This window comes from Rosistilla carotiformis (assembly GCF_007753095.1).
Lineage (GTDB): Bacteria > Planctomycetota > Planctomycetia > Pirellulales > Pirellulaceae > Rosistilla > Rosistilla carotiformis.
Genome location: NZ_CP036348.1, coordinates 1,444,254 through 1,469,114, shown reverse-complemented (window position 1 = coordinate 1,469,114; position 24,861 = coordinate 1,444,254). Strand labels below are relative to the sequence as shown.

The window sequence follows — 24,861 nt, the reverse complement described above, 5'->3', positions numbered from 1 at the left end:
CTGTCTCGAGAATAGCAATGGATCGACTTGACCCCGGTTTTACCCACGTTGAAAACACGCTTTCGACACTGCTGCGCGAGCGGACCGGTTATGAAATCGCAGATCTCGATCGCGACGCGACCTTCATGGAACTCGGCTTCGATTCGTTGTTCCTGATCCAATTGAGCCAAGAGATCAAGCAGCGGTTTTCGGTCAAGGTCTCGTTCCGCCAGTTGATCGAAGAGGTCACGTCGGTCGATGCGTTGATCGCCCACTTGGTCGATCAAATGCCTGCCCCCGCAGCAGTTCCCGCTCCCGAAACGCCGGCACCCGTCACCGCCCCTGCCGTCGCAGAACCAGTCGTGGAACCAACGCCACAACCGGAACCTGTGGCGACACCGGCAGCCCCGGTGGTCGAAGTACAACCAGCCGCGCCGACGGCTCCTGTGGTTGCCGCGGTAGCGCCGCCGCAACCTGCCACGGCGATGATCCCAGCGCCCCCGCAACCGTTGCCAGCCGCAACGATCACGCCGATCGCAGCCCCTGCCGCAACGGTCACCTACAGCGGCCCCGTGGCCAGCGTCAGCGGAGTCGAACAGATCATCCTACAACACAACGCATTGATGGCTTCGCATTTGGCGATGCTGACCGGTCAACCGATGCCAGCCAGCCCCGTGATGCCGGCGGCAGCAGCGATGCCAGCGTCACAACCTGTTGCACAACCGATCGCCGCCGCACTGGCAATCCCTGCTCCATCGTCAGTCGCCGTCGACGCCGGTGCCAGCCAAAGCTGCGCGTCTAACAACGGGCAATCTTGCGTTGGCGACGCTTCCGCGGCGATCGCCCCGGCTCCCAAGCCTGTCAACAAATTCGAACGCTTTGGTCCCTACAAACCGGTTCGCAAAGGGACCAACAACGGTTTGACCGACCAACAGCAACAGCACCTGAATCAATTCATGGACCGCTTCACGCGGCGGACCGCCAAATCGCGTCAGCACGCTCAAACGCACCGCGACCACTTTGCCGATCCACGCGGCGTGGCGGGATACCGCCGGATTTGGAAGTCGATGGTCTATCAGATCGCTGTCGAACGCTCCAAGGGTTCCAAGCTGTGGGACATCGACGGCAACCAATACGTCGACATCGCGATGGGCTTCGGATTGAACCTGTTCGGCCAATCCCCCGACTTCGTCACCAAAGCGTTGCACGAACAATTGGATCGTGGAGTGGAAGTTGGCCCGCAGTCGGCGATCGCTGGCGAAGTCGCTCAATTGTTGTGCGACTTCTCGCGAAAAGAACGCGCCACGTTCTGCTGCACCGGCTCCGAAGCGGTCATGGCGGCGCTGCGATTGGCCCGGACGGTGACCGGCAAATCGAAGTTCGTCTACTTTAATAAGGACTACCACGGCAACTTCGACCAAGTCTTATGTCGATCCAGCCGAATCGGCGATCGCCGAATCTCCTCCCCCGCCGCTCCCGGTGTCCCTCAAACTTTTGCCGACAACGCGATCGTGCTGGATTACGGAACGCCCGAAGCCCTGCAGGTGATCGAGCAGCGATCCGATGAGATCGCCGCGGTCCTGATCGAACCGGTCCAAAGTGCCGATCCGTTTTTGCAGCCGAAGGAATTCCTGCAAGCGATTCGCCGGATCACTCGCGAAAAGAACATGGCGATGATCATGGATGAAGTGATCACCGGATTCCGAGCCGCTCAAGGAGGAGCTCAAGAATGGTTCGATGTCTGGGCCGACATGTCGACCTACGGCAAGATCCTCGGCGGCGGAATGCCGATCGGCGCGTTGGCCGGTTCGCGAAAATACATGGATGCCCTGGATGGCGGCACGTGGAAGTTCGAAGACGATTCGGAACCCGAAGCCGACATGACCTTCTTCGCCGGCACGTTTGTCCGGCACCCGCTGGGCTTGGCTGCGGCGCATCAGGTGCTGATGAAGCTAAAAGAGGAAGGGCCCGCACTGCAGCGACAACTGACCGACAAGACGACGCGTCTGGTGCAAACGCTAAACGCATTTTTTGAGCGAGAACAGTTCCCGATCCGCGTCGCTCAATTCGCTTCTCAGTTCCGATTCATGTTCCCGCCCGATCTGGAATACGCCGACATGTTGTATTTCCACATGTTGGATCGCGGCGTCTTCACTCGCGGTTGGGGAGACAATTGTTTCCTCTCGACCGAACATTCCGATGAAGACATCGCGCACGTGATCAATGCGGTTCAGGAGAGCTGCTTGGAGATCCGCCGCGGCGGTTTCTTCCCCGATCCCGTTGCCGCGTCGGACGTTTGCGAGTCCGACGAAAAAAAAAAGTCGATAGCGACGCAGGCTAGCAGCGTCGCTTTACCAGCGGTCAGCTCGCCCGCCAGTGATTCTTGGATCTCGACGCTCGTCGAGATCCAGCCCGAAGGGGATCGCACCCCGCTGTTCTGCACTCCCGCCGCCGATGGATTGACGATGATCTACCACGCGTTGGCCGATCATTTGGGAGAAGACCAGCCGCTGTATGGACTCAATTCGCCCGGCGTCTTGGGGCTGCCGATCGCCGATACGTTGGAAGAGTTTGCCGCCGGATTGGTGCGGGAAATTCGCGAAGTCCAACCGCACGGGCCCTATCTATTGGCCGGCTATTGTTCTGGCGGCACTGTTGCGCTTGAAATCGCCCAACAATTGACCGCCGCTGGCGAACAGGTCGCGATGCTCGCAATGATCGAGACCTACAACTGGATGACCGCTCCATCGACCAATCCGACCACGGCGACGAAACTCAGCTACGGCCGCCAACGCGTTGAGTTCCATTTGCGGAACTTCCTGCTGCTGAATTCGCAGGAAAAACGGCTGTTCCTGTCGTCCAAGCTCCATTCGCTGGGCGTCCGCACCAAGGTTTGGCGGGGTTCGATCGCTCGAATGTTCTCGAAAAAGAAACCGCGGCGGATCGGGGCGACCGTCAACATGGCCGATCTGTGGCGACAGCACGACGCGATTTGCGAGGCGTATGTTCCCAAGCCCTACCCGGGGCGGATCGTCCATTTCCGGCCCCGCCGCGACTACAAATGCCATCTTGGGACGGAATTGGAAGCTGTCGAAGGAGCGGAATACCATCGCATGGAAGCCTATCCGGCCGGCCTGATGGTCGATCCGTTCGTGCGGCAATTGGCCGTGAAAATCGAGCAATCGATCGACGAAGGACTCGCGATGCTGCAACCGCCGCGAAGCGCACCCGCTCCCGAATATGCAGCCATCGGCCAGCAATAGCGAAATACCAGCTTAGATTTGCGGAACCCTGCGGCCCGGGCAGGGTTAAAATCGGTGGTGCGCTGCGCCTTGATTCCAAGATCGTCTAATTTTTGTTGCCTTCAGGATTTTTCAGCATGTTCTCTCGACAAGCTCGCATCGGTTCGCTGGTTTGCTTGCTCGCCATCATCGCGTCCGACGGATGGTCGCAACCGCCGTTTGGTCGAGGGGACCGCGGCGATCGTGGGGGAGACCGCGGGGATCGTGGGGGAGACCGCGGGGATCGTGGGGGGGACCGCGGCGGGCGTGGTGGCCGCGGCGGGTTCGATCCTTCCAGCTTCATCGATCGGCTCGATCGCAACGGCAATGGGATGATCGATACCGATGAAATGGAGGGCCCAGCCAAATTCATGCTCGACCGGATGGCTCGTGACAATCCCAAGATCGATACGTCGAAGCCGATTTCGTTGGACTCGTTGAAACAGGGATTCGAAAAAATGCGCGGGCAGCGTGATTCGGGGCGCGACAGCGATCGAGACCGTGACCGCGGAAGAGACCGCGACGCAGAACGCCGCGAAGTCGAAGAGGCGATGGAACTCGACCTCTTGGTGATGGGGTTTGACGTCGAAAAGCCAGCGGAGCCCGTACCGGGATTTGGCAGCGCGGGGGAATTGTTTGCCGTCCGCGTGACGCCCGCCGATGAACGGACGGCGACCGAACGAATGGGACGCTACGATCGCAATAAAAATGGCTATCTCGACAAAGAGGAAATGAGCGGAAATTGGTTCGGTAATCCGTTGGACTTTGACCGCAACGGGGACGGTCGACTGTCCCCCGCCGAATTGGCTGTCCGATACGCGCGCCGCCGAGTGACCGAGGAGGAGGTGAAGGAGGAACGTAGCCGCCGTGAAGCACGGCGCGAACCAGAAAAGAAACCTACCAGCGAAGAAGATCCGTTTGGTGGCCGGAAATCCTATCGCCGTATGGTCGCCGAATCCGATGCCGGCCTACCTGGCTGGTTCAATGAGCGTGATCGCGACCAGGATGGCCAAGTAATGATGGCCGAATACGCTTCGGTCTGGAACGACGATCTGATCCACGACTTCTTTAAATTCGACCTCAATTCCGACGGTGTGATTACCGCTGCGGAATGTTACAGCGCCGTCGAATCGGGAGCGTCGCCGGGGAGCAGCGTTTCCAGCAGTTCTAGCGCGTCGGTCCGTTCGGAATCCGCGATGACGTCGACCACCAGCAAACCCGCTGCTTCGGCAACGCCCTCGGCAGCAGGTTCCGATGCGACATTGGATCCCAAATATGTCGGCTATGCCAAACGGATCATCGAACGCAGCGACAAGAACAAAGACGGCGTCCTGACAGCGGCGGAATGGAAGGACATGCTGTTGGACATCTCCCCCGCAGACGCCAACAAAGACGCCCGGATCACCGTCGAAGAATATGCCACCTGGTTGAAGGCGAAGTCGACGCGTTAGCCCGGCCGAAGCGGTGCATTACTCAAAGAGACGCCCCGTCGATCTGCGTTCAAGCTACCGATTCGCCGAGCAATTTGGAGTCTTCAGTTGCGTGCACGGATTACGTCCATCGTTTGGCTCGTCGCGGTCTGCGGTGCCGGCTTGGCAGCGGGATCAAACGGCGATCTGATCACTCCTGCGATGGAAGACGGTTCACCCGCGGCTGGTAGACGAGTCCGCCAAGTCGCCGCGGAATATGCTGGCACAAACGTCCATCACGCGTTGTACCTGCCCGTCGATTGGAAGCCCGGCGGCCGATATCCGGTGATCGTCGAATACACCGGCAACAAATTCCCGCCGTCGCATTCCACCGGGCAAGTGAAAGATGCGAACCTCGGATATGGGATCAGCGGTGGCGAAGGATTCATCTGGGTAGTCATGCCCTGCGTCGCAGTCGGCGGGGAAGAGAACGCGGTGACCTGGTGGGGCGATCGCCAAGCGACGGTCGACTACTGCAAGACGAACCTGCCTCGAGTGTGCGCTGAATTCGGCGGCGACCTCGAGAATCTGTTTGTCTGCGGATTCTCACGCGGCGCGATCGCGGCTAGCTACATCGGACTCGCCGATGATGAAATCGCCAGCTTCTGGAAAGGGATGTTCACCCACGACCACTTTGACGGCGAGCGGCAATGGAATTATCCCGACAGCGACCGCGAATCGGCGCTGCAGCGATTGGCCCGCCTCCGCGGCCGCCCCGTTTTAGTCAGCAGCACGCGGGCCAGCGCGATCCGCGACAACTACTTGATCGATCATCGCGATCTAGCGGCGTTCACGTTCCTCGACGTGCCGACCAAACAATTGTTCGCGATCCCCGAAGGTCCCTATCGGCATCCACACATGGACCTTTGGATGCACCGCGAGAGTCGCTATCGGCAGCAGGCCCGCCAATGGCTGCAGCTCGCACTGCAGTAGCTGCCAGCCTGCGCGACGACAGCGAAAAGCAGAAGGGCAGGGAAGTGCCCATGCGAAACGGAGGCGATTGCGACGGAGAATCTGAAGCTGGGAGCCACTTTCCGCAGCGATGCTGCGACGCGCCGCGGAGCAGAACTGCATAAAAAAACCCCAGCAAAAGCTGAGGTTATTCGGGCTTGCCGGCAAGCGGCTCATCCAATCAAAGTTGCCCGACTAGGACTTGAACCTAGAATGATGGAACCAGAATCCACTGTGTTGCCAATTACACCATCGGGCAGTTGATCGAGCTGCAGCAAATCTGCTGCAGCTCAAACGCATTCGCAAAGGACGTCGCTTGGTGTCGATCGCGTCCACACCAAGCTCACCTTCGAGTCGACTAAGCTAGAAAACTTGGGGCTACTGGTCAAGTATCCGATCAGCGAACGATACTCTTGATTTCGTCTTCCAATTCGGTCGCGATCACATTTGTTTTGGCAATTTTGCCCTGCTTGTCGATCACGATAGTCGTCGGCAACGTTTGTACGCCCAAAATGTTCGCCAACGGGCTCGATTCGAGTCCCCCTTCGTCGAACAACTGCGGCCAATTCACGACCGATGCGTTTTCGCGAAGGTAATCCTGGGCGGAAGCCTTGACGGTATCGACGTTGATCCCGATGAACTCTACGTTCTCGCCGGCGTACTGCGCCTGGAGCTTGCGATACAGTTTCATGTCCTGCTTACACGTTTCGCACCACGTTGCCCAATAATGGATCACGACGGGGCGACCACGATAACGGCTCAGATCAAAAGCGCGACCGTCGATCGTTGTCCCTTTTAACGGCAAGGTATTGCCGATCGCGTCCAATCGGCGAATCGCACCTTGCGCTTTCTGGGCCTCGGGTGAGGAAGCAAAGTTAGCAATCACCTTGCCGTACCAAGCGACCGCCGCCTTGTCTTCGTTCTCAAACTCTTTGCTGAGGGCCAGATCCATCATCGCTTTGGCCGATTCGTCGGCAGTGGGATACTCGGCAACAAAATCGGTCAGCGCCTTAATCTTCTGTTCTTGGATCTTGGCAAAATCCGCTTCTGGCTTTTGCAGCTTCAGGCCATAGTCTGCATTGATGTATTCGAACGTAACGAAAGCCGCCAAATCCTTGTTGGCACCGGGAATCGAGCGACGGAGCCGATCCAATCGGGCCAGCCCGCCCTCGAATTCTCCGCCGTGAATCGCAGCGCTGATGGTCTCGGCCATCTGTCGAATCCACATCGATGCCTCATTGGCATCGCGCGCGTTGGAAATCAACGCTTCTAAAACCTTCGCCTGGTCATCGTGCAGGCTGGCTTTATCCGCATCCGATTTGGCCAGACGCAGCTTTTCTTCGATCGCTTCCATCTGAGCGACCAATTTTTGCATACTTTCATTGCCGGCGGCGTTTTCGGCGGGAAGATTGGGGACCGCCCCCGGTGCAGAGAAGAACAAACCCGCGGTCTGAGCAACGCCTTCGCTATTGTCCAGCAATTGAGGAACATCGATCACCCGCCAAGCATTGCCGACCCGGACCAAGGTTCCAACATATAACTGGCCTCCTTTCCCCGGGACATCCCCTTCAAACATTGCCACGACGTTTTCATAGACCAACAGATCCTGGTCCGAGTCGTTGCTGACCACTTGAGTTACCGCGCCAGGCTGTGACGCAATAAAGTGTTGCCACTTGGCCCCTGCACCGATTGCCGTCTGCTTTCGGACCATAGCATCGAAGCCCGACTTTGCATCGTTCAGCTTCCGCCCCAAGCGGCCAGACAGTTCGTCGGACAGATTCAGTTTCCCCAGCTCCGCCGAACTCAAGAGAAGACGGGCAAACCGCTGCGAATCTTTGGTGGCAATCGCATGAACCAATTCTTGCGTCGACTCTTCCGCGGAAATCACCTTCCAAGTGTCGACCGTACCGTCTTCATCTTTATCGATCCCCCAACGCGACCCGGCGGTTCCCAACCAGCGATATTGGTCGGCTTTGCCGTTAAAATCGGAATCGATATCGCGATAGACCTCGACTCCACCAAGGTAATAGCACCATAGATCGATCTGCTTGTCATTATTAGTATCCGCGAACCGACGCAGCTTATCTCCGGCCGGGCTCAGCACGTACCATCCCGCCCAACCCGGCTCTTTGGTGCTTTGCACGCGGCAATCGGGAATCTCATCCGCTTTGACGCGCGCGTATTCGACATTCTTCTGAACCGGCGAAATCGCATCGCTTAAAGCGTCTTTGGCGCTGGGATCTGCGGCCAGCAGGCTCCCGGCAAAAAAACCCAAGCCGATCAACGACACTGCCGTCCTCTCAAAACAACTCTTATACATGGCGATTCCTTCTATTGGTCGCACGGTGATTTGTTGGCCTCTATCCCGGGAATTTAACGCAAAACGTCGTTTTAAGGGAATGTCGATTCAAGTCCGCCCCAACAAGCAGTCGACAATTACAGCAGCGAGTTCGAGCGAACGACGCAACGCAAGTTGTGTTCCATTTTTTCGAATTTGCGGCGAAGCCCCGTTTGACAGCGGCGGCCAACTGCGTAAACTTTGGATCGTTGAAGCGACGGTGACCGGCCAACCTTGGCCGCTCACACGGCTTCGAGGGTGTATAGCTCAGTTGGTTAGAGCGCATCGCTGATAACGATGAGGTCCCAAGTTCGAATCTTGGTACACCCACTGAATTGTTAAAGCTTTCACCACTCGAATGCCGAAACAACTTCAGCGAGACGGAAAACTTTGAATCAGGCCTTGCACTAAACCGCAACATCGATTCTAATCCCGCCTCGCAAAGATCCAGGGGGTGTAGCTCAGTTGGGAGAGCACCTGCTTTGCACGCAGGGGGTCATCGGTTCAAGTCCGTTCACCTCCACTGGAAACTCCAAACGACGGTTGCTAAAACAAACGCCGTTTGATAACCTTTTTCAACTACTTGTTGCGAAAACAACAACCGTTGAAAAAAAACAAAACTTGTTGAAAACTTAAAACAGCTGTTGACGACAAACGCCACCAACTGTAAACTTTCGACTCACCTGACACGCCAAACGAAGCACTGACAAATGTCAACTTCGGGCAGCAAATCAGAACAATTAAACGCACTTGCTAGACTTAAGTGCGTCCGATCTTTGACATTTTGGTTGATTGGTAGAAGGCATCTAATAGAACACCACAGTTCTATGTTGCTGACTTAAATCCTTTTAAGTTGGTTAACATAGTCACTGACAATGTTTTTCTGAAGCGTTGATACCATTGCAAGTAACGAACCTCACGTTAGAGCTCGTTGCAAAGCATGGTATCACAAGAGCAGCAAATATTTATCGTTGGTAGATACCCTGAAGCCTTGTGTTTGCGAAAACAAAACTCTTTCGAGAGTGCTGTTTAGCGAGTTCGAGATTTCGGTGGTCAAGCTACTAAGGGCACATGGGGGATGTCTTGGCGTTAAGAGAATGGGCGTGGAAGTCTGCGAAAAGCCTGGGGAAGTTGACAAACAAACGATGATCCCGGGATACCCTACCCAACCTGGTGAACTGAAACATCTAAGTAACCAGAGGAAGAGAAAGAAAAATCGATTCCGTCAGTAGCGGCGAGCGAAAGCGGAATAGCCCAAACCGCGAGGGTTTCCCTCACGGGGTTGTAGGACTTCAATATCTGATTGAGACGCGTTAGTGGAACGGCTTGGAAAGACCGACCATAGAGGGTGACAGTCCCGTACGCAAAAATGTTGTCTCACGGTAGAAGCACCTGAGTAGGCCGGGTCACGTGAAACCCCGGTTGAATCGACGAGGACCATCTCGTAAGGCTAAATACTCCTTAACGACCGATAGTGAATCAGTAGGGTGACTGAATGATGAGAAGAACCCCTTTTAGGGGAGGAACGTGAACCTGAAACCATGTGCTTACAAGCGGTCGGAGCCCTATGGCCTAGCCACGGGTGACGGCGTGCCTTTTGCATAATGATCCGGCGAGTTGTGGTATACGGCAGGTTAAGTCTTTACGGGACGTAGCCAGAGGGAAACCAAGTCTTAATAGGGCGTTAGTCGTGTGCTGCAGACGCGAAAGCTGTGTGATCTACCCATGAGCAGGTTGAAGCGCGGGTTAAACTGCGTGGAGGACCGAACCCACTTGGGTTGAAAACCGAGGGGATGACTTGTGGGGAGGACTGAAAGTGTAATCAAACCAGCAGATAGCTCGTTCTCTCCGAAATATCTTGAGGGATAGCGTCGAGCCACTATTTACCGGGGGTAGAGATACTGAATCGGATGGGGGCCCTTCCCGGGGTACCTCACTGAACCAAACTCCGAATACCGGTAAAACTATCTCGGCAGTCAGTCCGCGGGGGATAAGCTCCGCGGTCGAGAGGGAAACAACCCAGACCGTCTGCTAAGGTCCCTAAATAATACTAAGTCACTAAGGAAGTTGAAGTGCCGTGACAGCCGGGATGTTGGCTTAGAAGCAGCCACCATTTAAAAAGTGCGTAACAGCTTACCGGTCGAGCATTTCTGCGCCGATAATGAACGGGAGTAAGTATTATACCGAAGCAACGGGTTCTAGTCTTCGGACTAGAGCGGTAGGAGAGCGCCGATGATCAGATACAAGCCGTACGGTAACGAGCGGTGTCGGGGTCATCGGGTGATTATGCCGGAATGAGTAACGATAAAGCAGGTGAGAATCCTGCTCGCCGAAAGCCTAAGGTTTCCTGGGGAAGGTAAATCCGCCCAGGGTTAGCCGGTACCTTAGTCGAGGCCGAAAGGCGTAGACGATGGAGAATAGGTCAATATTCCTATGCCATGTCGTGGAGTGATGGAGGGACGGCGTCCGGAATGAGAGCGGTACGAATAGATATGTCCGTGGAGGCAACTGAGATGATGGGGGCTAAATTACCTGTCACAAGTCAAGGTTGTCGACCGAGAGCATTTAAGTTCTCGAAGTCTCTGGAAGGACGTCCAAGAAAAGCTCCTAGCTTTGAAGCGACGTGACCGTACTAAAACTGACACAGGTAGGTGAGACGAGTAGTCTAAGGCGCTCGGGAGAACGGTGGTTAAGGAACTCTGCAAAATGGCCCCGTAAGTTCGCGATAAGGGGCGCCTACGCAAGTAGGCCACAGAAAATCGGCTCTAACGACTGTTTATCAAAAACACAGGACTCTGCTAACACGCAAGTGGATGTATAGAGTCTGACGCCTGCCCGGTGCTGGTAGGTTAAGGAAGGCGGTTAGCCTCACGGCGAAGCTGGCGACCGAAGCCCCAGTAAACGGCGGCCCTAACTATGAGGGTCCTAAGGTAGCGAAGTTCCTTGTCGGGTAAGTTCCGACCTGCATGAAAGGCGTAACGATTTGAGCACTGTCTCAACCACCGACCCGGTGAAATTGTAGTTGTGGTGAAGATGCCACATACCCGCGGTTAGACGGAAAGACCCCGTGAACCTTTACTGCAGGCTGATATTGGGCTGAGGTATAATTTGTGTAGGATAGGTGGGAGGCTATGAGACCGGCACGCTAGTGTCGGAGGAGCCGTCCTTGAAATACCACCCTGGTTATGCTTTAGTTCTAACCTCGACTCTTGAATCAGAGCGAGGGACAATGTCAGTTGGGCAGTTTGACTGGGGCGGTCTCCTCCCAAAGAGTAACGGAGGAGTGCAATGGTACGCTCAGCCTGGACGGCAATCAGGCGAAGAGAGTAAAGTTAGAAGCGTGCTTGACTGCGAGACCCATAAGTCGAGCAGGTACGAAAGTAGGTCTTAGTGATCCTGTAATCCCGTATGGAAGGGTTATAGCTCAACAGATAAAAGGTACTCCGGGGATAACAGGCTTATCGCATCCGAGCGTCCATAGCGGCGATGCGGTTTGGCACCTCGATGTCGGCTCATCACATCCTGGGGGTGAAGAAGCTCCCAAGGGTTTGGCTGTTCGCCAATGAAAGTGGTACGTGAGCTGGGTTCAGACCGTCGTGAGACAGGTCGGTCCCTATCTGCCGTGGGCGTTCGAAACTTGAGGGTGTTCAACTTTAGTACGAGAGGATTTGGTTGGACGAAGCTCTGGTGTACCAGTTGTCGCGCTAGCGGCACGGCTGGATAGCTAACTTCGGAACGGATAAACGCTGAAAGCATCTAAGCGTGAAGCCCGACCCAAGATTAGGTTTCGTATGTCACTTGTGACGAGAGTCCCCTGGAAGACGACCAGGTTGATAGGCTGGATGTGTAAGCATGGTAACGTGTTTAGCTAACCAGTACTAACGGACGAAGGCTTGACCATCGATATCTTGCACTCGCAACAACGTTTTAGGATCCTGTCTACGACACGGGTCTAGATGATCTTCTACCAATTACCAGAATTCAGGTTTGCTGTGGTGAAATACCTGCAGCAAATCTTTTCCGGCGACCATATCGAAAAGGTCACACCTGTTCCCATCTCGAACACAGTAGTTAAGCTTTTCGAGCCGATGATAGTGTATACCAACGTGAAAGTAGGTATCGCCGGGTTATTTAAAAAGCCTGCTGAGCATTAATTTGCTCAGCAGGCTTTTTTTCGTTTGTACGTCAGGCGGATCTCTCATCTGTATCGCTTTGCAACGATGAGCGTCGGACTCAAGATTGGCTTTCAGGCGTGCCCATGTAGTTCTTTGTGCGATGTAATTCGTTCGCGATGATTCGACTCGGTGCTTGCAGGATGGTGCTAGGGCTTGTTGAGATCGGTAAGTAACGAAAGGGGGCCCTTCTTGCGGTGCATTACCTCCAAATCTTGCGGGAAATCCAGTTCTGTTGTTTGATCGGGGTTTCGCTGTGTTTTGATTTGGGGCTATATAGAGTGGTTGTCGTCTCACCTTGATGGGTTGATGTGCGGAAGCAGTATGCATCCAATGGAACGGACTCCATTTTCATGAAATCAGTGGCTCCCCTATCGTTGTACTTCATCACGTTGACCAGCGTATTCGGCTGCAGCTCGACCGCAAACTACCAAGCGGCCAGTCTGCCACAAGATCTTGCCGCGCCGCAAACTGTCAACGCAAAGAAGATTGACATGACGGCGCTGGCCGGCTCGGTTCAGCCTTCCGATCGCTTGACCCCAGGCGATGCGGTGATTGTTACGTTTGCAACAGGCATTGAAACGGACAAACCACCCGAGTGGACGATTCGAGTCGCGGAAGACGGCTCTTTGAATGTGCCCTTGGTGGGCCCGGTTCCCGTAGCCGGGATGCGGCTTACCGATGCGGAAAAATTGCTTGCTTTCGAATCGGTCCGACGAGGCGTTTACGTATCCCCGAACGTAACGTTGCGGATTGAACAGCGGCGGTCCAATCAGGTCACGGTACTCGGTGCGGTCAACAAACCCCAAACCTATGAATTGCCTGTGGGCGGTAGCGATTTGATGACCGCCATTAGTATGGCCGAGGGCTTTTCGGAAACAGCTAATACGGTCGCGCAAATCAGGCATCCCCCTGGAACGGGGGCGAGGTTGGCTTCGATCGCGCAAACCCAACAGGTATCGTATCCAAACGGGGTGGTACCGCCGCCGGTGCCCGATCAGTTTGAAATGGATCTTTTGCGATTGAATGAGGTTCCCGAAAGTCATTTGCAATTGGTGGACGGCAGTGTCGTGATGATTTACGAAAAGCCGGAACGGTTTGTGAATGTGACCGGGCTCGTACGACAATCCGATATGATTGTGATGCCCAAGGATGGCGATATGCGTCTGATGGATGCCATCAGCCAGGCGGGGGGACTCAGCGAATCCCTAGCGAACAAGGTGAAGATCATCCGAAAGCGGCCCGATGATTCGGAGGTGGTTATCGAAGCGTCGATTCGAGACGCAAAGAAGGGGGGGCCGGCAAATATTCGTCTCGCCCCTAATGATCTTGTCAGTATCGAAGAGACCCCGCTTACCTATACGCTGGGTACAATCAAGACATTCATTCGCTTCGGTTTCAGTTCCGCAGTCCCAGGTATTTAGCAAATTGAATCGCGTTTGCATTCTTAATGTCGTCGGTCTCACACCGCGACTGGCGGCGTTAGCACCTCGGATCTCTGAACGGGGTAACCCTCTTGCGTGGAAGAGCCCGATCCCGGCCGTCACGTGCACTTCGCAGGCGACGATGTTGACCGGGAAGATGCCACGGGATCACGGTATCGTCGGCAACGGTTGGTATTTTCGCGAGACCGCGGAGATTCGCTTCTGGCAACAACACAATGCATTGATCCAAGGTGATAAGTTTTACGATGGGGTGGAGACTGCCAAAATGTTTTGGTGGTTCAACCAATCCGCCCCCGTTCGCTGGAGCTGTACGCCCAAACCTCACTATGGTTGCGACGGTTCAAAAGCTTTCGATGTCCTCGACTTCACCGACTGCAACCTCACCCAAAAGCTGGGGCCGTTCCCATTTTTCGCTTTCTGGGGTCCCGGTGCGGGACTGGCATCGTCAAAGTGGATCGCGGAAGCGACCGCGATGGTGATGCGAAAGCAAAAGCCGCAGCTTTCGATGGTTTATCTGCCACATCTCGACTACGACTACCAAAGATTTCCCGATCACGACCCGCAACGCGTGGCTGAAGTTGACGCCTGTGCAGGGCTCGTGATCGACGCCGCTGATGAAATTGGTGCGGAAGTTGTCGTGGTGTCGGAATATGGTTTGGTTCCCGTCAACAAAGCGGTCATGATCAATCAACATTTGCGCCGCGCGGGAATGTTGACGGTTCGGAACGGGCCCTTCGGCGAAATGTTGATGCCGGGTGAATCGCGTGCTTTTGCGGTCGTCGATCATCAACTGGCGCATCTATATGTCAACGATCCGACAGTTCTCGGCGAAGTCCGCAAACTTTTGGAATCGATCGATGGAATTGCCAGTGTTGTCGCGCCGGGTGATTTGCAACTGGACCATCCTCGTAGCGGCGAATGGATCGCGCTAGCGGAACCCGACGCGTGGTTTGCCTATTACTATTGGCTCGATGACTCGCAAGCTCCGGATTTCGCGCGGTGTGTCGACATTCATCGCAAGCCCGGCTACGATCCGTGCGAACTTTTCATGACATCCAAGGTGCGAGCCGGAATCCGATTGGCGCAGAAAAAGCTTGGAATGCGTTACAAAATGGATGTCATTCCGCTAGATCCCACCTTGGTCCGAGGCAGCCACGGCCTGCATCCCGCAGCGGAAGATGGACCAATGATCTTAGGGCCCGATTCGCCCCCCGATCAAATGGCGGGGTTCAAGGATTACCTAGGTCGTTTATTGGCTTAGTCCACGCCTTTCTTTCAACGGGCGCCCGCGACGGGGGCTTGGTTATCGGAAGCGGCGACCGCCAGCCACAGCTGGATAAAGTCGAAGAGGGCATGGGCAGTGATAGGCACAAGTAAATTGCCGGTCGCCACCAGCATCGTCCCAAAAAGAATGCCCATCGCAAAGACAACGACCACGTAAAGCTTGGTCACGGCATGGGCCAGACCAAAAAAGGCGGAGGCCACCAGGACACCGACCACCAACGAACCCAAATTCCAATCGGATATCGGGCCAGTGATCAGGGTCTGAAGCCAGCCGCGAAACAACAATTCTTCGCCAACGCCCGCAGCAATCGACAACGCGGCAAGTTCGAGCAGGTTCAGGCCTCGCAACATCGGTAAAATTTGCTCGCGTCCCAGGCGATTGATCTCATCCACTTGGGCAATGTTCAGACGCTGCAGCCCCTGAACCACAGCGACCATCGGCAAGGCGCATAGCGTCCCCACCCCAATCCCCCAACCGAGACTCCATAGATCGCTCATCCTCGGCACGAAATCATTCGCCACGGGGCCAATGATCCTTCCCAGAAATACGGCAACAACTCCTAGGCCGATTTCAAAGCCGAGAGCCAGCACAAAGAAGTTTCCCGAGGCATCCAAGCGTTCGGCAGGCGAACGGTCTTCGCGTTTCGGATCAGGCATCAGAGAAGACAGCTCAAGATGGTGAAGATGACAAAAAATTCGCACGACCGTTATGACCAGGCCCCACGTGCAGCGTTCGTGTTGTAGCAGCTTGGCGACGTCCAGAGAACCATCGCTATTTGTAACCTAGGGTTACAGCAGAAGTTGAATTGCGATGCAACTTTGTTTCGAATTTTCGTGTTGAACCTCAGAGTGAAAAATCATGTCCGGCAGCGCAGCACCAATCGCTTGGCGTCACCTGTTCCATACCATCCGCGCCTATTTTCCATTGTGGGCCGGCGCGACGATTCTGTTTACCGGCTTGGGGTATGCGTATACGCGAGTTCGCGTGGATACCTATTCCGCCAGCCAATCGTTGGTGATTCGCAATGAAGCGCACGGTGAAGGGGAGTTGTTGGGACGGTTTGCGAGCCAAACCGACCTGAAAGCCGCCCAGGAAACCGTACTGGAATTGGCGAACAACCGGAATGTGTTGATGGCGGCGCTGGCGCGACTGGATCCCGAATTGGCTGAACTGCCCAACGGCCCGTCGCAAGCCTATTTATCCGACGCCAAAAGCCGAGTGATCGTGCGACCTCCCAAGGGCTCCGAATTTGGGGCAACCGAAGTGATCTACCTGGAAACACGGGAATCGAGTCAAGAGCGGGCCGAAAAGCTGTGCAATTACATGCGACAAAGCTTAACCGAAGCAATGCGCGAGATTCGAGCAGAACGTTTTTCGGGAGTCATCCTAGAACTAACGCACTCGCGCGACCTTGCCGCCCAATATCGCCAAGAAGCCAATAATAAATTGCAAGCTTTGGAGGCCAGTGTCGGTAGCGACCTCGGAGAGCTTCGTTCGCTGACAGAAAACTTTGCCGGCAGTGGCAATTCGCAGCGTGTCCTCACCGACCTGCAGAAAGAATCACAGCAAGCCGAACTGGAACTTGAAAAACTCCGCGAACTTGAATCGCTTCTCAAACGTGGGCAAGCGGACCCTGACCAATTGTTGGTTTCCGGAGGCGAATTATTGGCCAGCCAACCGACGCTGAAGCGACTGAAAGATGGCTATACCGATGCGCAATTGGCAGCATCATCGCTTAGCAGCCTGTATACGGAAAGCCATCCCAAGATGCGGGCCGCGGAATCCGCGCAGCGGGAGATCCTGGAAAAGATTGGCCATGAACTGCAAGCATCGATCGAATCGATGGAACCTCAGATCCGTGTTGCCACTGATCGGGTTGCCAAGCTGAAGAAGAAGCAAGAGGAATTGAGCAACCGCCTGAACGAACTGGCCGAAATGCGGACCACGTACAGCAACTTGCTATCCGATTTCGGGCATCGCACGAACCTACTGGAACGCGCCGAAGCATCGCTGAACGAAGCGGAAGCATCGCGTCAAGCAGCACTTTCGATCGACCTCATCTCGCCCCTTGGCCCCGTGCAAACTGGTGACAAACCGGTCGGTCCCAACGACACCATGCTGTTGATGGGTTCGATCACCGCGGGACTTCTGTTTGGCGTCGGGATGGTCTTTTTGGTCGCTCCCGGATCGGGAAAAGACAATTTTGGACGACGCTGGTCCGACTATTCGGGCAGCAAATTCAATGCCACCGCGCCGCAGGCCCCCGCCCCTACCCAAGCGACAATTCAGCCATCTGCTACGGTCGAGACAAAATCTCAAACAAACGGGTCCACGGACACCGCGAGCGTTCCCAACCACGCCGCCGAAGCGTGGAGCAATCTACAACGTCTTGCAGCACGTTCGACACAATCGAACACCGGCGAAGCACGCGTTGAACGTCGCACCAACCCGCGTTAGGTAACACCGGATCATGCGACCGCGGAATTCATCCGACGCGCGGTAAGATTCCGCCAGGGACTACGAAGTCAGCATTGCCGCCGGTTCCAGCGGCGGCCAATGAACAAAATAAGAGTCATCGCCAACGGACCGCCCCTGGGCATACTGACGAAGTTCGGCAGCGAGTGAGTCGTCCTGGACAATCGCATCTTCGATTTCCAGCCGCTTGACCGCATCGGTTTGAATTCGCACCTGGCCATCCCGCTGCACTTCGATCTGAAGCGAAGTCCCCTCGGGCAATTCCAATTGCCGAAGATGTTCCGCCAACGCGGCATGAATCCGAGCGAGCTGGTCGGCGGACGAATCAGAAACAGCCGCGGCCGACTCCCCCTCGGAAGAGGACGCTTCGGGCTTCACCAGATCCGCAAAATTTTGCACCGCCCCCCGCGCAATATTGCCAACTTGCGAGGCGACATCGACAGCGGAATTGAATGCCAGCAATTGCAGTCCCGGTCCCATCCGCTCAACCTTTGTTTGGAGGATACCGGAGCGGTCCAATTCTACGAAAAGTGGACACTCACGACAAAAACTTCCCAACCCGTAACGCTTACTTTATCGGAACAACCGGAGGGGAACTTGAGCATGTCCAGGAGAGAGGCCCATGCAACGCCAAGGGCGAGCCTGCAAAGCCGCATTATTCTTCGCTGGCACTCTTGGCTGGTGGTGGCGTGAACTTGGGGGCCACCGGTTTACGGTACTCCGGTTCATCGTAGTCTTCCAATTTCGTTGTCGATGTAGGCGCGGGGTTCGTGAAATCGCTGATTTTGAATTGCCCCTGCAGGTCGCTAAGACCGCGACGAAACTGGTTGTAACTCTGCCCCAACGACCGCGCCACCTCGGGCAATTTGCTGCCAAACAGCAGGATTGCGACCACGCCAAACAGAATTATTTCAAAGGGACTCAAACCAAACATGCGTCTTCCGATCACTTGAAGGATTCGCGCGGACGAACGATCGGCGGCAAGGATCTGCCACCGAGAAGAAAAGCTTGCAACGAGAATGCGTTAAAAACGCCTTCGCTACCGAGCCGCCTATTCTTTCGGCTGATCTTTGTCAGGGTCATCCGAGACAGGATCGTTGAGCCCATGCTTGAATTCGTTCGCGCTGCGGCCCAGGTTTCGCATCAAGGTAGGAAGTTTTGCACCGCCGAAAAGAACCAGCAGGATCACCAAAATGACCATCATTTCGGGCAATCCGGGCATACCGATACCAAGTAACTGTGTCATTCGTTCGCTCTCGCGTTATTAGATGGGTACAAGTACCCCTCCAACAACCGGCGAAAGCGGATAGCCAACCGAATAAAGAAGGGGCTATCAGGACCGGTCTGTCGGGGTTGAAAGTCAACCGGAGGCAGAAATACGAGCAGTCGAACGCGGGTTCGCCACTGGCTCGGCGTTTCCTCCACAGCTTCTATTCTATTGCGACACCACGGCCTGTCAAATACCCACGACGAATTCGCTTGGCTTTGGCACGCTGCATCGATACAGCCGATCAGATCCCCGCCCCACTACGAAACCAGTGGCAGCGGTTCACGCGCGAGTGCTTCGAGTTCTTGATCGGCCTGTAATTCTTGATCGCTCAACGGCGAAAGGATCAATCGAAGGCGGCATTTGCGAATCACGCCACGCTCCATAAAGTCGCCGAAGAACTGAATCCGGCTATCGGGGCCATCGTCGACTAATCGCGCTTGGGCAACATCACAAGCTTGCATCACGATAGCAACGTGAAATGGCGCGGCATACGTTTGATGGATGCACGCGAGTTCGGTTTGCTCCAGCTTGGGAACTGTGATCTCCAGCGACGGATGCGTCTCAAACGCCCTGGTTTGAACCGCATAGGTCGCTTGCAAAACCAGACGCGACGGCGAAACGGTCAGCAATTGGTAACGGATATCGAGACTAATCCCCGGTTCGGTCGTTGGGCGGTACCGCGCCAACAGATCCTCTTGGGGGCGGTCGACTTCTTGAAACCGCGGCATCGCGACCGAACTACCAATCGACAACAAATTTCCCCGTTCCGCGGCCTGATCACAACGGATCTTCCAGCCCAAATCGGGAGACGCCAACAAGGTGCGCAGCGTCCAAACGCCGGCAGATTTTTCAACGTCGTCGTCGGTAAGCATCCAGGTCATGGAAGGGAAACTCAGCTTGCGGGGTTCGAAACCAAATCGGGAAACATCTTAATAGATACCCCGAATCGGTGCCTGGAAGAACCCGTCTTCCATGTTGGAACGTCGCCTAAAATTTCCCAAGCACCTGGCCATCATCGCGTGCGATCAACCGCTCATAGACATCGTCGGGAGGGCCGTTCCCTTCATTATTGTTCACTAGATAGTGGGTGCTAGTGGGGTCGGTTTCTGGCTTGACGGTGAATTCGATACTCTCAGCGACAAACCGGACGCTGCCGTCGACAAATACGAACATCGCGCCACCGGGATGCAGACTGGAAAACCCGGTCTTCTTGCGACGAGCCCCCGTATCGCCACTCTTGGCCCCGTTGTAGTTCATCCGGACAATCCCCAGCCCAATCACCGCGCTCGCTTCGGCCGACAGGCTGCCATTGGTTTCCCGGCCGTAGACCAATCCCGCCGCGGAAATCTGCACCGAACGATCGTGCACGTCGTTGTATTGCCAACGCCGTTCGCCAAGCAGAAACACTCCCGAGGTGCCATCGCGGACGTCGCGAAATCGGATCCCTTTGTCTTCGACAAACATCCCGTGCTTGCCAGGGCCACCGTCGCCAGCCGATCCGCTATCGCTGGCTTCGGCCCAACCGATGTTGTTGGAGCCGACGTAATTGGAAACGGCAGTAGCTTTCCCATCGGGCTTCCGATCTCCATCGCTTGATTCGATCGGTCCAACGTCACTGGGACAGCGGAACACCTCCTGCTTCTGCCGCATGACCTCCAGCTTAACCGCGTCCGACAGCGCGTTGTGAAACGGCACACGGACGGTGTCGATCGCCCTGGCTGCGTTATTTCCTTCGACGAACGGCAGGATCAAGGCGCCCCAACCATAACAATCTTGATTGGGGTTCCAAGGCGTTGGATTGATCCAACCCGATGGGAAACAGCGATGCGTGTCGTGATAATTGTGGGCGGCAAGCCCCAGCTGCTTCAGATTATTGGAACATTGCATTCGTCTGGCAGCCTCCCGGACCGATTGCACCGCTGGCAACAACAGTCCCACCAACACACCGATCACCGCCACGACTACCAACAACTCGATCAACGTGAACCCTCCTGAAGAGGGCGTTGATTGTTGTCGGTGAAGCCTCGTGTACCAGATGGCGTGATCTCGCCTTCCGTCATTCGGCACCTCCCAATCATCCTTGTGCTCGTTGCATGTCATTTGCGCACTTTGATCCCCATACTTCTCAGTTCGTGATCAGACACCCCATCGGCCTTCAAGGCTTCGATCTCTGCAGAGGTATAAGAGGTTTTCCGTGGCATTTCCGGGTCGCCGGGGGCGACTTGCGCCGAACATCCCGCCACCGTGCATGCACACGATGGCAAGATTAGCAAGAGAGAGAAGAAATGCTGTTTCATAGGGTTTGCTCACCATGCTGTTTCACGTGGCGCGTCCTCCTGAGATCAACTCGATTATAACAATTCGTTTCGCTTTTCAACCGCGCACCCCAATATAAGCTACAGAAGTCGGCGACCTTAAAGCATTGCGTTACAATATCACCGACACAAAATCAAACTGGACACTAAGGAATTGCAACATGAGCATCCCAACGAATGATTCCACCCGTCCACGGATTGGCATCCTGACCGCTGGCGGTGATTGCCCCGGACTCAACGCGGTGATCCGCGGAGTGGTGAAATCGGCGTATCGGATGGGCTTTGAGACGCTAGGATTTGAAGGAGGATTCGAAGGCTTGGTCGCTCCCGTGCGATGTCGCCAACTGACGCCTCAGAACACGTCGGGCATCCTGACCCTCGGGGGAACGATCCTCGGTTCAACAAATCGCGGCCGATTTGGCGTCACGGTCGGGATCGATCAGAAGCTATCATTGCCGCAGCCACTCATCGACGCCGTTCGCCAGACGTTTCAGGAGATGGGGATGCAGGGACTGATCTGTGTTGGCGGAGACGGGTCGCTGTCGATTGCGTTGGAACTGCATCGCGCGGGGTTGCCGGTGGTAGGTGTCCCCAAAACGATCGACAACGATCTGTCCTGCACCGCCTTTACGTTTGGATTCGATAGCGCCGTCAATTGTGCCACGGACGCGCTGGACCGGCTTCACACCACCGCTTCAAGCCACGACCGGGTGATGGTGCTGGAAGTGATGGGACGACATGCCGGTTGGATTGCGCTGCACGCGGGAATCGCCGGCGGTGCCGACGTGATCCTTATTCCCGAAATCCCGTGGACCTATGAGGGGATCATCGCCAAGATCGAAGATCGTCGTCGAATGGGGAAGAATTTCACGCTGGTCGTGGTGGCCGAAGGAGCTGCATTGCCCGAGGGAGTCACGGTCGCCCAGGAGACGATCCAAACCGACCGTCAGACATTGTTGGGGGGGATTGGCGCCGAAATCGCCGAACGGCTGTTGCCTCAAATCGACCAGGAGATCCGTTGTGTTGTGCTGGGGCACCTGCAGCGCGGCGGAGGCCCCACTAACTTTGATCGCGTCCTGGCAACCCAGTTGGGCGCCCACGCGGTTCGGCTGATCATTCAACGTCGATTTGGAGAAATGGTCTGCTACCAACCGCCACAAATCGACAGCGTCACTATCGCCGAGGCGGTCGGGGAACTGCGTCGCGTTCCGCCAGACAGTTCAACCGTTGCGGCGGCCCGCGCGATGGGGATCAGTTTTGGCGACAGCTTGGAATACAAGAATCCATTTTTACCGACGTGATGCTACGACGTCGTGTCACCGGTTCCGGAGGCTTGCTGTCGTCCGGAGAGGACGTTGACGAAATCGTCCAAACTATCGAACTCTTGATAGACGCTGGCGAATCGCACAAAAGCAACCGCGTCCAATGGAGCGAGATGTTTCATCACGATCTCGCCGACCTGCCTGCTGCTGACTTCGTCTTCAAACTGCCCGTGGATCTCCGCGACGATCCCTTCGACCACCGAATCGATCCGTTCGCGCGATGGTGGTCGTTTCCAACATGCGGTTTCAATCCCACCGCGAATCTTTTCGCGACTGAGCGGCTCGCGGACCAGGTCCTTTTTAATCACCCGAATCCCGATCTCCTCGACCCGTTCATAGGTCGTGAAGCGTCGGCGACAATTGTTACAGCAACGCCGGCGGCGCACCGAAAAGCCATCCTCGTTGGCACGCGTGTCGAGCACTCGATCGTTGTCGTGTTGGCAGAAGGGACATCGCATAGGAAATCGCAACTCTTGGAATCGGTCGACGCACTGGCAAAATCACGGTCTTACGAAATAGCCGCCGCCCGGTCGCTAATTTACTCTTAATAAGCCGCATCGCCCAGCGTTCGAATTGCTTCACTCAGGAACTGAGATATGCTACAGGTCGTGGCACAAATTCGAACGGACGATGTTTCAAGCACAATTTGCAGGCTGGTTGTATGCCAAACCGGCTGCCGGACAAAGGGGTTGTTTTCAGCATGAGCCAGTGGTTCGTTCAGCAGGATGAAGATACCGAAATCGGCCCCTTGAGGCCCAGCGAACTATTGGATCTAGTCCGCCAAGGCGTTGTCACGCGGCAAACGCTGTGTCGCAAAGAGGACTCCCCCTGGTGCTATGCCCAAGATGTGGGGGGACTATTCCAGGCCGCCGAAAGTCAGGTCGCTAGCTATCGATGCCCCCACTGCCAAAAATCGATCAGCCAACCGCCGACCTTTTGCAAGGGCTGCAACAAATATGTCGACGAGGCGATCGAAGTCTTGCGCGATGCCAGCGGTCGCAAACTCGACGCCAAGTCGCAAGCGTTTGCCTCCACCAAAGGATCGGTCTCGAAATGGTCCGACTGGGTCTCCCGGCTCAAATCGCAACGTGCCAAACGCAAGCAGCCCTAAAACGCAAACACGCTTGCAAGGGCAGAGAGCTTGCAAGCGTGCGCGTCATTTCGATTCGAAGCAGCGGTTGTCACCACGGCTTCGTTTAAAACAAGGCTTCGATCGAAGCGGTCGCACCGTGAAAACCGAGATCGTCGGTTTCGCCCGTGACATATGCCGAGGGGAAATTCGCGGCGACCGTGTTTACATGCATCATGTACCAAAACTCGTAACCGATCTTAGCTGACAGATAGCGAGTGAAGTGGTAGTCTGCCGAGATACCGTATTCGAACAAGCCTGCATAGTCAGTATCGTCAAATGAATCCCGAATGACTTGCTGTGTCGCCGTGCTATCGGATACAGACGTGTCTGCATCAACGAAGTTTGCGTAGAGACCGCCACGAATGCGACTGCCAACCATCAAGCGTTTCATCACCGGGTACATCAGGTCGAGTCCAAGCTGCGCACCAACCATTACGTTGTCGATGTCCTGGCTGAAATGCCCCGTGTCTCCCGTTGTATTGTTTGAGTTAAAGTCGAACTGTTCTTCGTAGCTGATCACACGCACACCGGCAACTGTCGAGATCACATCCCATCCCCATTGACGGTGGTTGAATTCAGCGCTGTTGTATCTCGCTTTGAAACGTTGAGTTTGTAGCGAGGTGTCGTACAGCCCCGGCAAGCTGGCTTCGGTGAATGTTCCGGGAGGGACGGGACGGAAGTTCAATTGGCTTGTAGGGTCGCTACGAAAACCACCGTATTCCCATTCCAACAAACCGGTAAAAGTCGCTTCGAATCCGTCGGAGCAGTTGAGCATTCGCCCCAGCGTAATTCGAATACCAGGCTCGTAGTCATCACCAATAAAGGGGAACAAATTGCGGCTGTAATTTACCGCATCCATTTTGCCTTGCTTAAAGTACAACCCCTCAAAACTGCCGTAACAGGCGGGAGCACAGCCCTCAGGGCATCCCCAACTACAGTCATAGCAATCATTTGGCCCAAATCGCGTCTTTCCGCGTGGGCGGCGGTTGGCTCCGTGGCCGGATTGATTCAGCGGCAAGTAGGGGATGCCGTGGGTAGGACTGCTCACGACGCCGCCTGCGGGCTGACGACCGCCTGCCGGTTGGCGGAGGATCCCCGATTCTCGCAAGATCGGATCGCCACCGACCACCTCTTCACCAGGACCAAGGTCCAAGGCGTCAGCCGACATGATCACGCCGCTGCCGTGGTGATCGGGCTGGCCGACGGCAGATTGATTCGCCGTTTGCATGATTCCAAAGCCGACCGGTTCGGGGGCTTCGGTGAATGGCCAACCTTGTGCCGAAGCGTCTCCCGCCAGCAGGATCGCCATGACAAAGGTTGCGTTGCACGCTGCCCTACAGGGCAAGCGGAGAGTTCGCGATGGTGTCATTTCACACTTCTTCATTTCTCTGCCTCGAAGGTTTACTTCCGTGAGAGATCAGGCCTCT

General features: G+C 55.6%; 17 protein-coding genes, 3 tRNA genes and 2 rRNA genes. 12 read left to right on the top strand and 10 right to left on the bottom strand.

The window, feature by feature from the left end; all coding sequences use genetic code 11:
• Nucleotides 1-17 precede the first annotated feature (17 nt).
• The 3 genes from Poly24_RS05470 (at nt 18) to Poly24_RS05460 (ending at nt 5,662) form a co-directional block, all read left to right on the top strand.
• The gene (locus Poly24_RS05470) at nt 18-3,242 is read left to right on the top strand and encodes an aminotransferase class III-fold pyridoxal phosphate-dependent enzyme (protein ID WP_145091604.1); all 3,225 of its coding nucleotides are present in this window, start codon (nt 18-20) and stop codon (nt 3,240-3,242) included.
• A 116-nt stretch (nt 3,243-3,358) separates the two neighbouring features.
• Nucleotides 3,359-4,711, top strand: coding sequence for an EF-hand domain-containing protein (locus tag Poly24_RS05465; RefSeq protein WP_145091601.1), 1,353 nt, complete (start codon nt 3,359-3,361; stop codon nt 4,709-4,711).
• 87 nt (nt 4,712-4,798) lie between these two features.
• Complete coding sequence (locus Poly24_RS05460) at nt 4,799-5,662, top strand: alpha/beta hydrolase family protein (RefSeq protein ID WP_197452346.1); 864 nt, start codon at nt 4,799-4,801, stop codon at nt 5,660-5,662.
• Nucleotides 5,663-5,867: 205 nt separating this feature from the next.
• Here the strand turns inward: Poly24_RS05460 and Poly24_RS05455 are convergent.
• Both Poly24_RS05455 and Poly24_RS05450 read right to left on the bottom strand, forming a co-directional pair.
• Nucleotides 5,868-5,939 (bottom strand) — tRNA-Gln (locus tag Poly24_RS05455).
• Nucleotides 5,940-6,077: 138 nt separating this feature from the next.
• Complete coding sequence (locus tag Poly24_RS05450; RefSeq protein ID WP_145091598.1) at nt 6,078-8,000, bottom strand: TlpA disulfide reductase family protein; 1,923 nt, start codon at nt 7,998-8,000, stop codon at nt 6,078-6,080.
• A gap of 274 nt (nt 8,001-8,274) precedes the next feature.
• On the opposite strand from Poly24_RS05450, the gene Poly24_RS05445 reads away from it, so the two are divergent.
• The 6 genes from Poly24_RS05445 (at nt 8,275) to Poly24_RS05420 (ending at nt 14,896) form a co-directional block, all read left to right on the top strand.
• Nucleotides 8,275-8,348 (top strand) — tRNA-Ile (locus tag Poly24_RS05445).
• Between the two features lie 120 nt (nt 8,349-8,468).
• Nucleotides 8,469-8,541 (top strand) — tRNA-Ala (locus Poly24_RS05440).
• A gap of 528 nt (nt 8,542-9,069) precedes the next feature.
• Nucleotides 9,070-11,919, top strand: a 23S ribosomal RNA gene (locus Poly24_RS05435).
• A 118-nt stretch (nt 11,920-12,037) separates the two neighbouring features.
• Nucleotides 12,038-12,146: ribosomal RNA gene (gene rrf / locus Poly24_RS05430) — 5S ribosomal RNA — on the top strand.
• Nucleotides 12,147-12,501: 355 nt separating this feature from the next.
• Nucleotides 12,502-13,614 carry a polysaccharide biosynthesis/export family protein gene (locus tag Poly24_RS05425; protein ID WP_145091595.1) on the top strand — a complete coding sequence of 371 codons (1,113 nt, stop codon included), beginning with the start codon at nt 12,502-12,504 and terminating at the stop codon, nt 13,612-13,614.
• Nucleotides 13,615-13,618: 4 nt separating this feature from the next.
• A complete protein-coding gene (locus tag Poly24_RS05420; protein ID WP_145091592.1) occupies nt 13,619-14,896 on the top strand; it encodes an alkaline phosphatase family protein in 1,278 nt (425 codons plus the stop codon).
• Between the two features lie 14 nt (nt 14,897-14,910).
• On the opposite strand, the gene Poly24_RS05415 is transcribed toward Poly24_RS05420, so the two are convergent.
• Nucleotides 14,911-15,534, bottom strand: a complete 624-nt coding sequence (locus Poly24_RS05415; RefSeq protein WP_197452345.1) for a CPBP family intramembrane glutamic endopeptidase — start codon at nt 15,532-15,534, stop codon at nt 14,911-14,913.
• A gap of 244 nt (nt 15,535-15,778) precedes the next feature.
• Between Poly24_RS05415 and Poly24_RS05410 the strand changes: the two genes are divergently transcribed.
• Complete coding sequence (locus Poly24_RS05410; protein ID WP_145091585.1) at nt 15,779-17,377, top strand: GumC family protein; 1,599 nt, start codon at nt 15,779-15,781, stop codon at nt 17,375-17,377.
• 60 nt (nt 17,378-17,437) lie between these two features.
• On the opposite strand, the gene Poly24_RS05405 is transcribed toward Poly24_RS05410, so the two are convergent.
• From Poly24_RS05405 to Poly24_RS05385, 5 genes are all read right to left on the bottom strand, one after another.
• Nucleotides 17,438-17,875, bottom strand: coding sequence for a hypothetical protein (locus Poly24_RS05405; RefSeq protein ID WP_145091582.1), 438 nt, complete (start codon nt 17,873-17,875; stop codon nt 17,438-17,440).
• A 175-nt stretch (nt 17,876-18,050) separates the two neighbouring features.
• A complete protein-coding gene (locus Poly24_RS05400) occupies nt 18,051-18,329 on the bottom strand; it encodes a Sec-independent protein translocase subunit TatA/TatB (RefSeq protein ID WP_145091579.1) in 279 nt (92 codons plus the stop codon).
• A 117-nt stretch (nt 18,330-18,446) separates the two neighbouring features.
• On the bottom strand, nt 18,447-18,641 hold the full coding sequence (tatA, locus tag Poly24_RS05395; RefSeq protein ID WP_231753476.1) for a twin-arginine translocase TatA/TatE family subunit: 195 nt from the start codon (nt 18,639-18,641) through the stop codon (nt 18,447-18,449).
• A 281-nt stretch (nt 18,642-18,922) separates the two neighbouring features.
• Nucleotides 18,923-19,546 (bottom strand): hypothetical protein, encoded by a 624-nt coding sequence (locus Poly24_RS05390; protein ID WP_145091576.1) that lies wholly within the window; start codon nt 19,544-19,546, stop codon nt 18,923-18,925.
• A 106-nt stretch (nt 19,547-19,652) separates the two neighbouring features.
• Nucleotides 19,653-20,765, bottom strand: a complete 1,113-nt coding sequence (locus tag Poly24_RS05385; RefSeq protein ID WP_145091573.1) for a DUF1559 domain-containing protein — start codon at nt 20,763-20,765, stop codon at nt 19,653-19,655.
• 376 nt (nt 20,766-21,141) lie between these two features.
• On the opposite strand from Poly24_RS05385, the gene Poly24_RS05380 reads away from it, so the two are divergent.
• Nucleotides 21,142-22,281 carry a 6-phosphofructokinase gene (locus tag Poly24_RS05380; protein ID WP_145091570.1) on the top strand — a complete coding sequence of 380 codons (1,140 nt, stop codon included), beginning with the start codon at nt 21,142-21,144 and terminating at the stop codon, nt 22,279-22,281.
• 2 nt (nt 22,282-22,283) lie between these two features.
• Here the strand turns inward: Poly24_RS05380 and nrdR are convergent, their stop codons facing one another.
• The gene (gene nrdR, locus Poly24_RS05375; protein ID WP_145091567.1) at nt 22,284-22,760 is read right to left on the bottom strand and encodes a transcriptional regulator NrdR; all 477 of its coding nucleotides are present in this window, start codon (nt 22,758-22,760) and stop codon (nt 22,284-22,286) included.
• Nucleotides 22,761-22,963: 203 nt separating this feature from the next.
• On the opposite strand from nrdR, the gene Poly24_RS05370 reads away from it, so the two are divergent.
• Complete coding sequence (locus tag Poly24_RS05370) at nt 22,964-23,413, top strand: GYF domain-containing protein (protein WP_145091564.1); 450 nt, start codon at nt 22,964-22,966, stop codon at nt 23,411-23,413.
• Between the two features lie 85 nt (nt 23,414-23,498).
• Here the strand turns inward: Poly24_RS05370 and Poly24_RS05365 are convergent, their stop codons facing one another.
• Entirely contained in the window at nt 23,499-24,743 is a 1,245-nt protein-coding gene (locus Poly24_RS05365) for a hypothetical protein (protein ID WP_145091561.1), read from the bottom strand.
• Nucleotides 24,744-24,861: the final 118 nt, after the last annotated feature.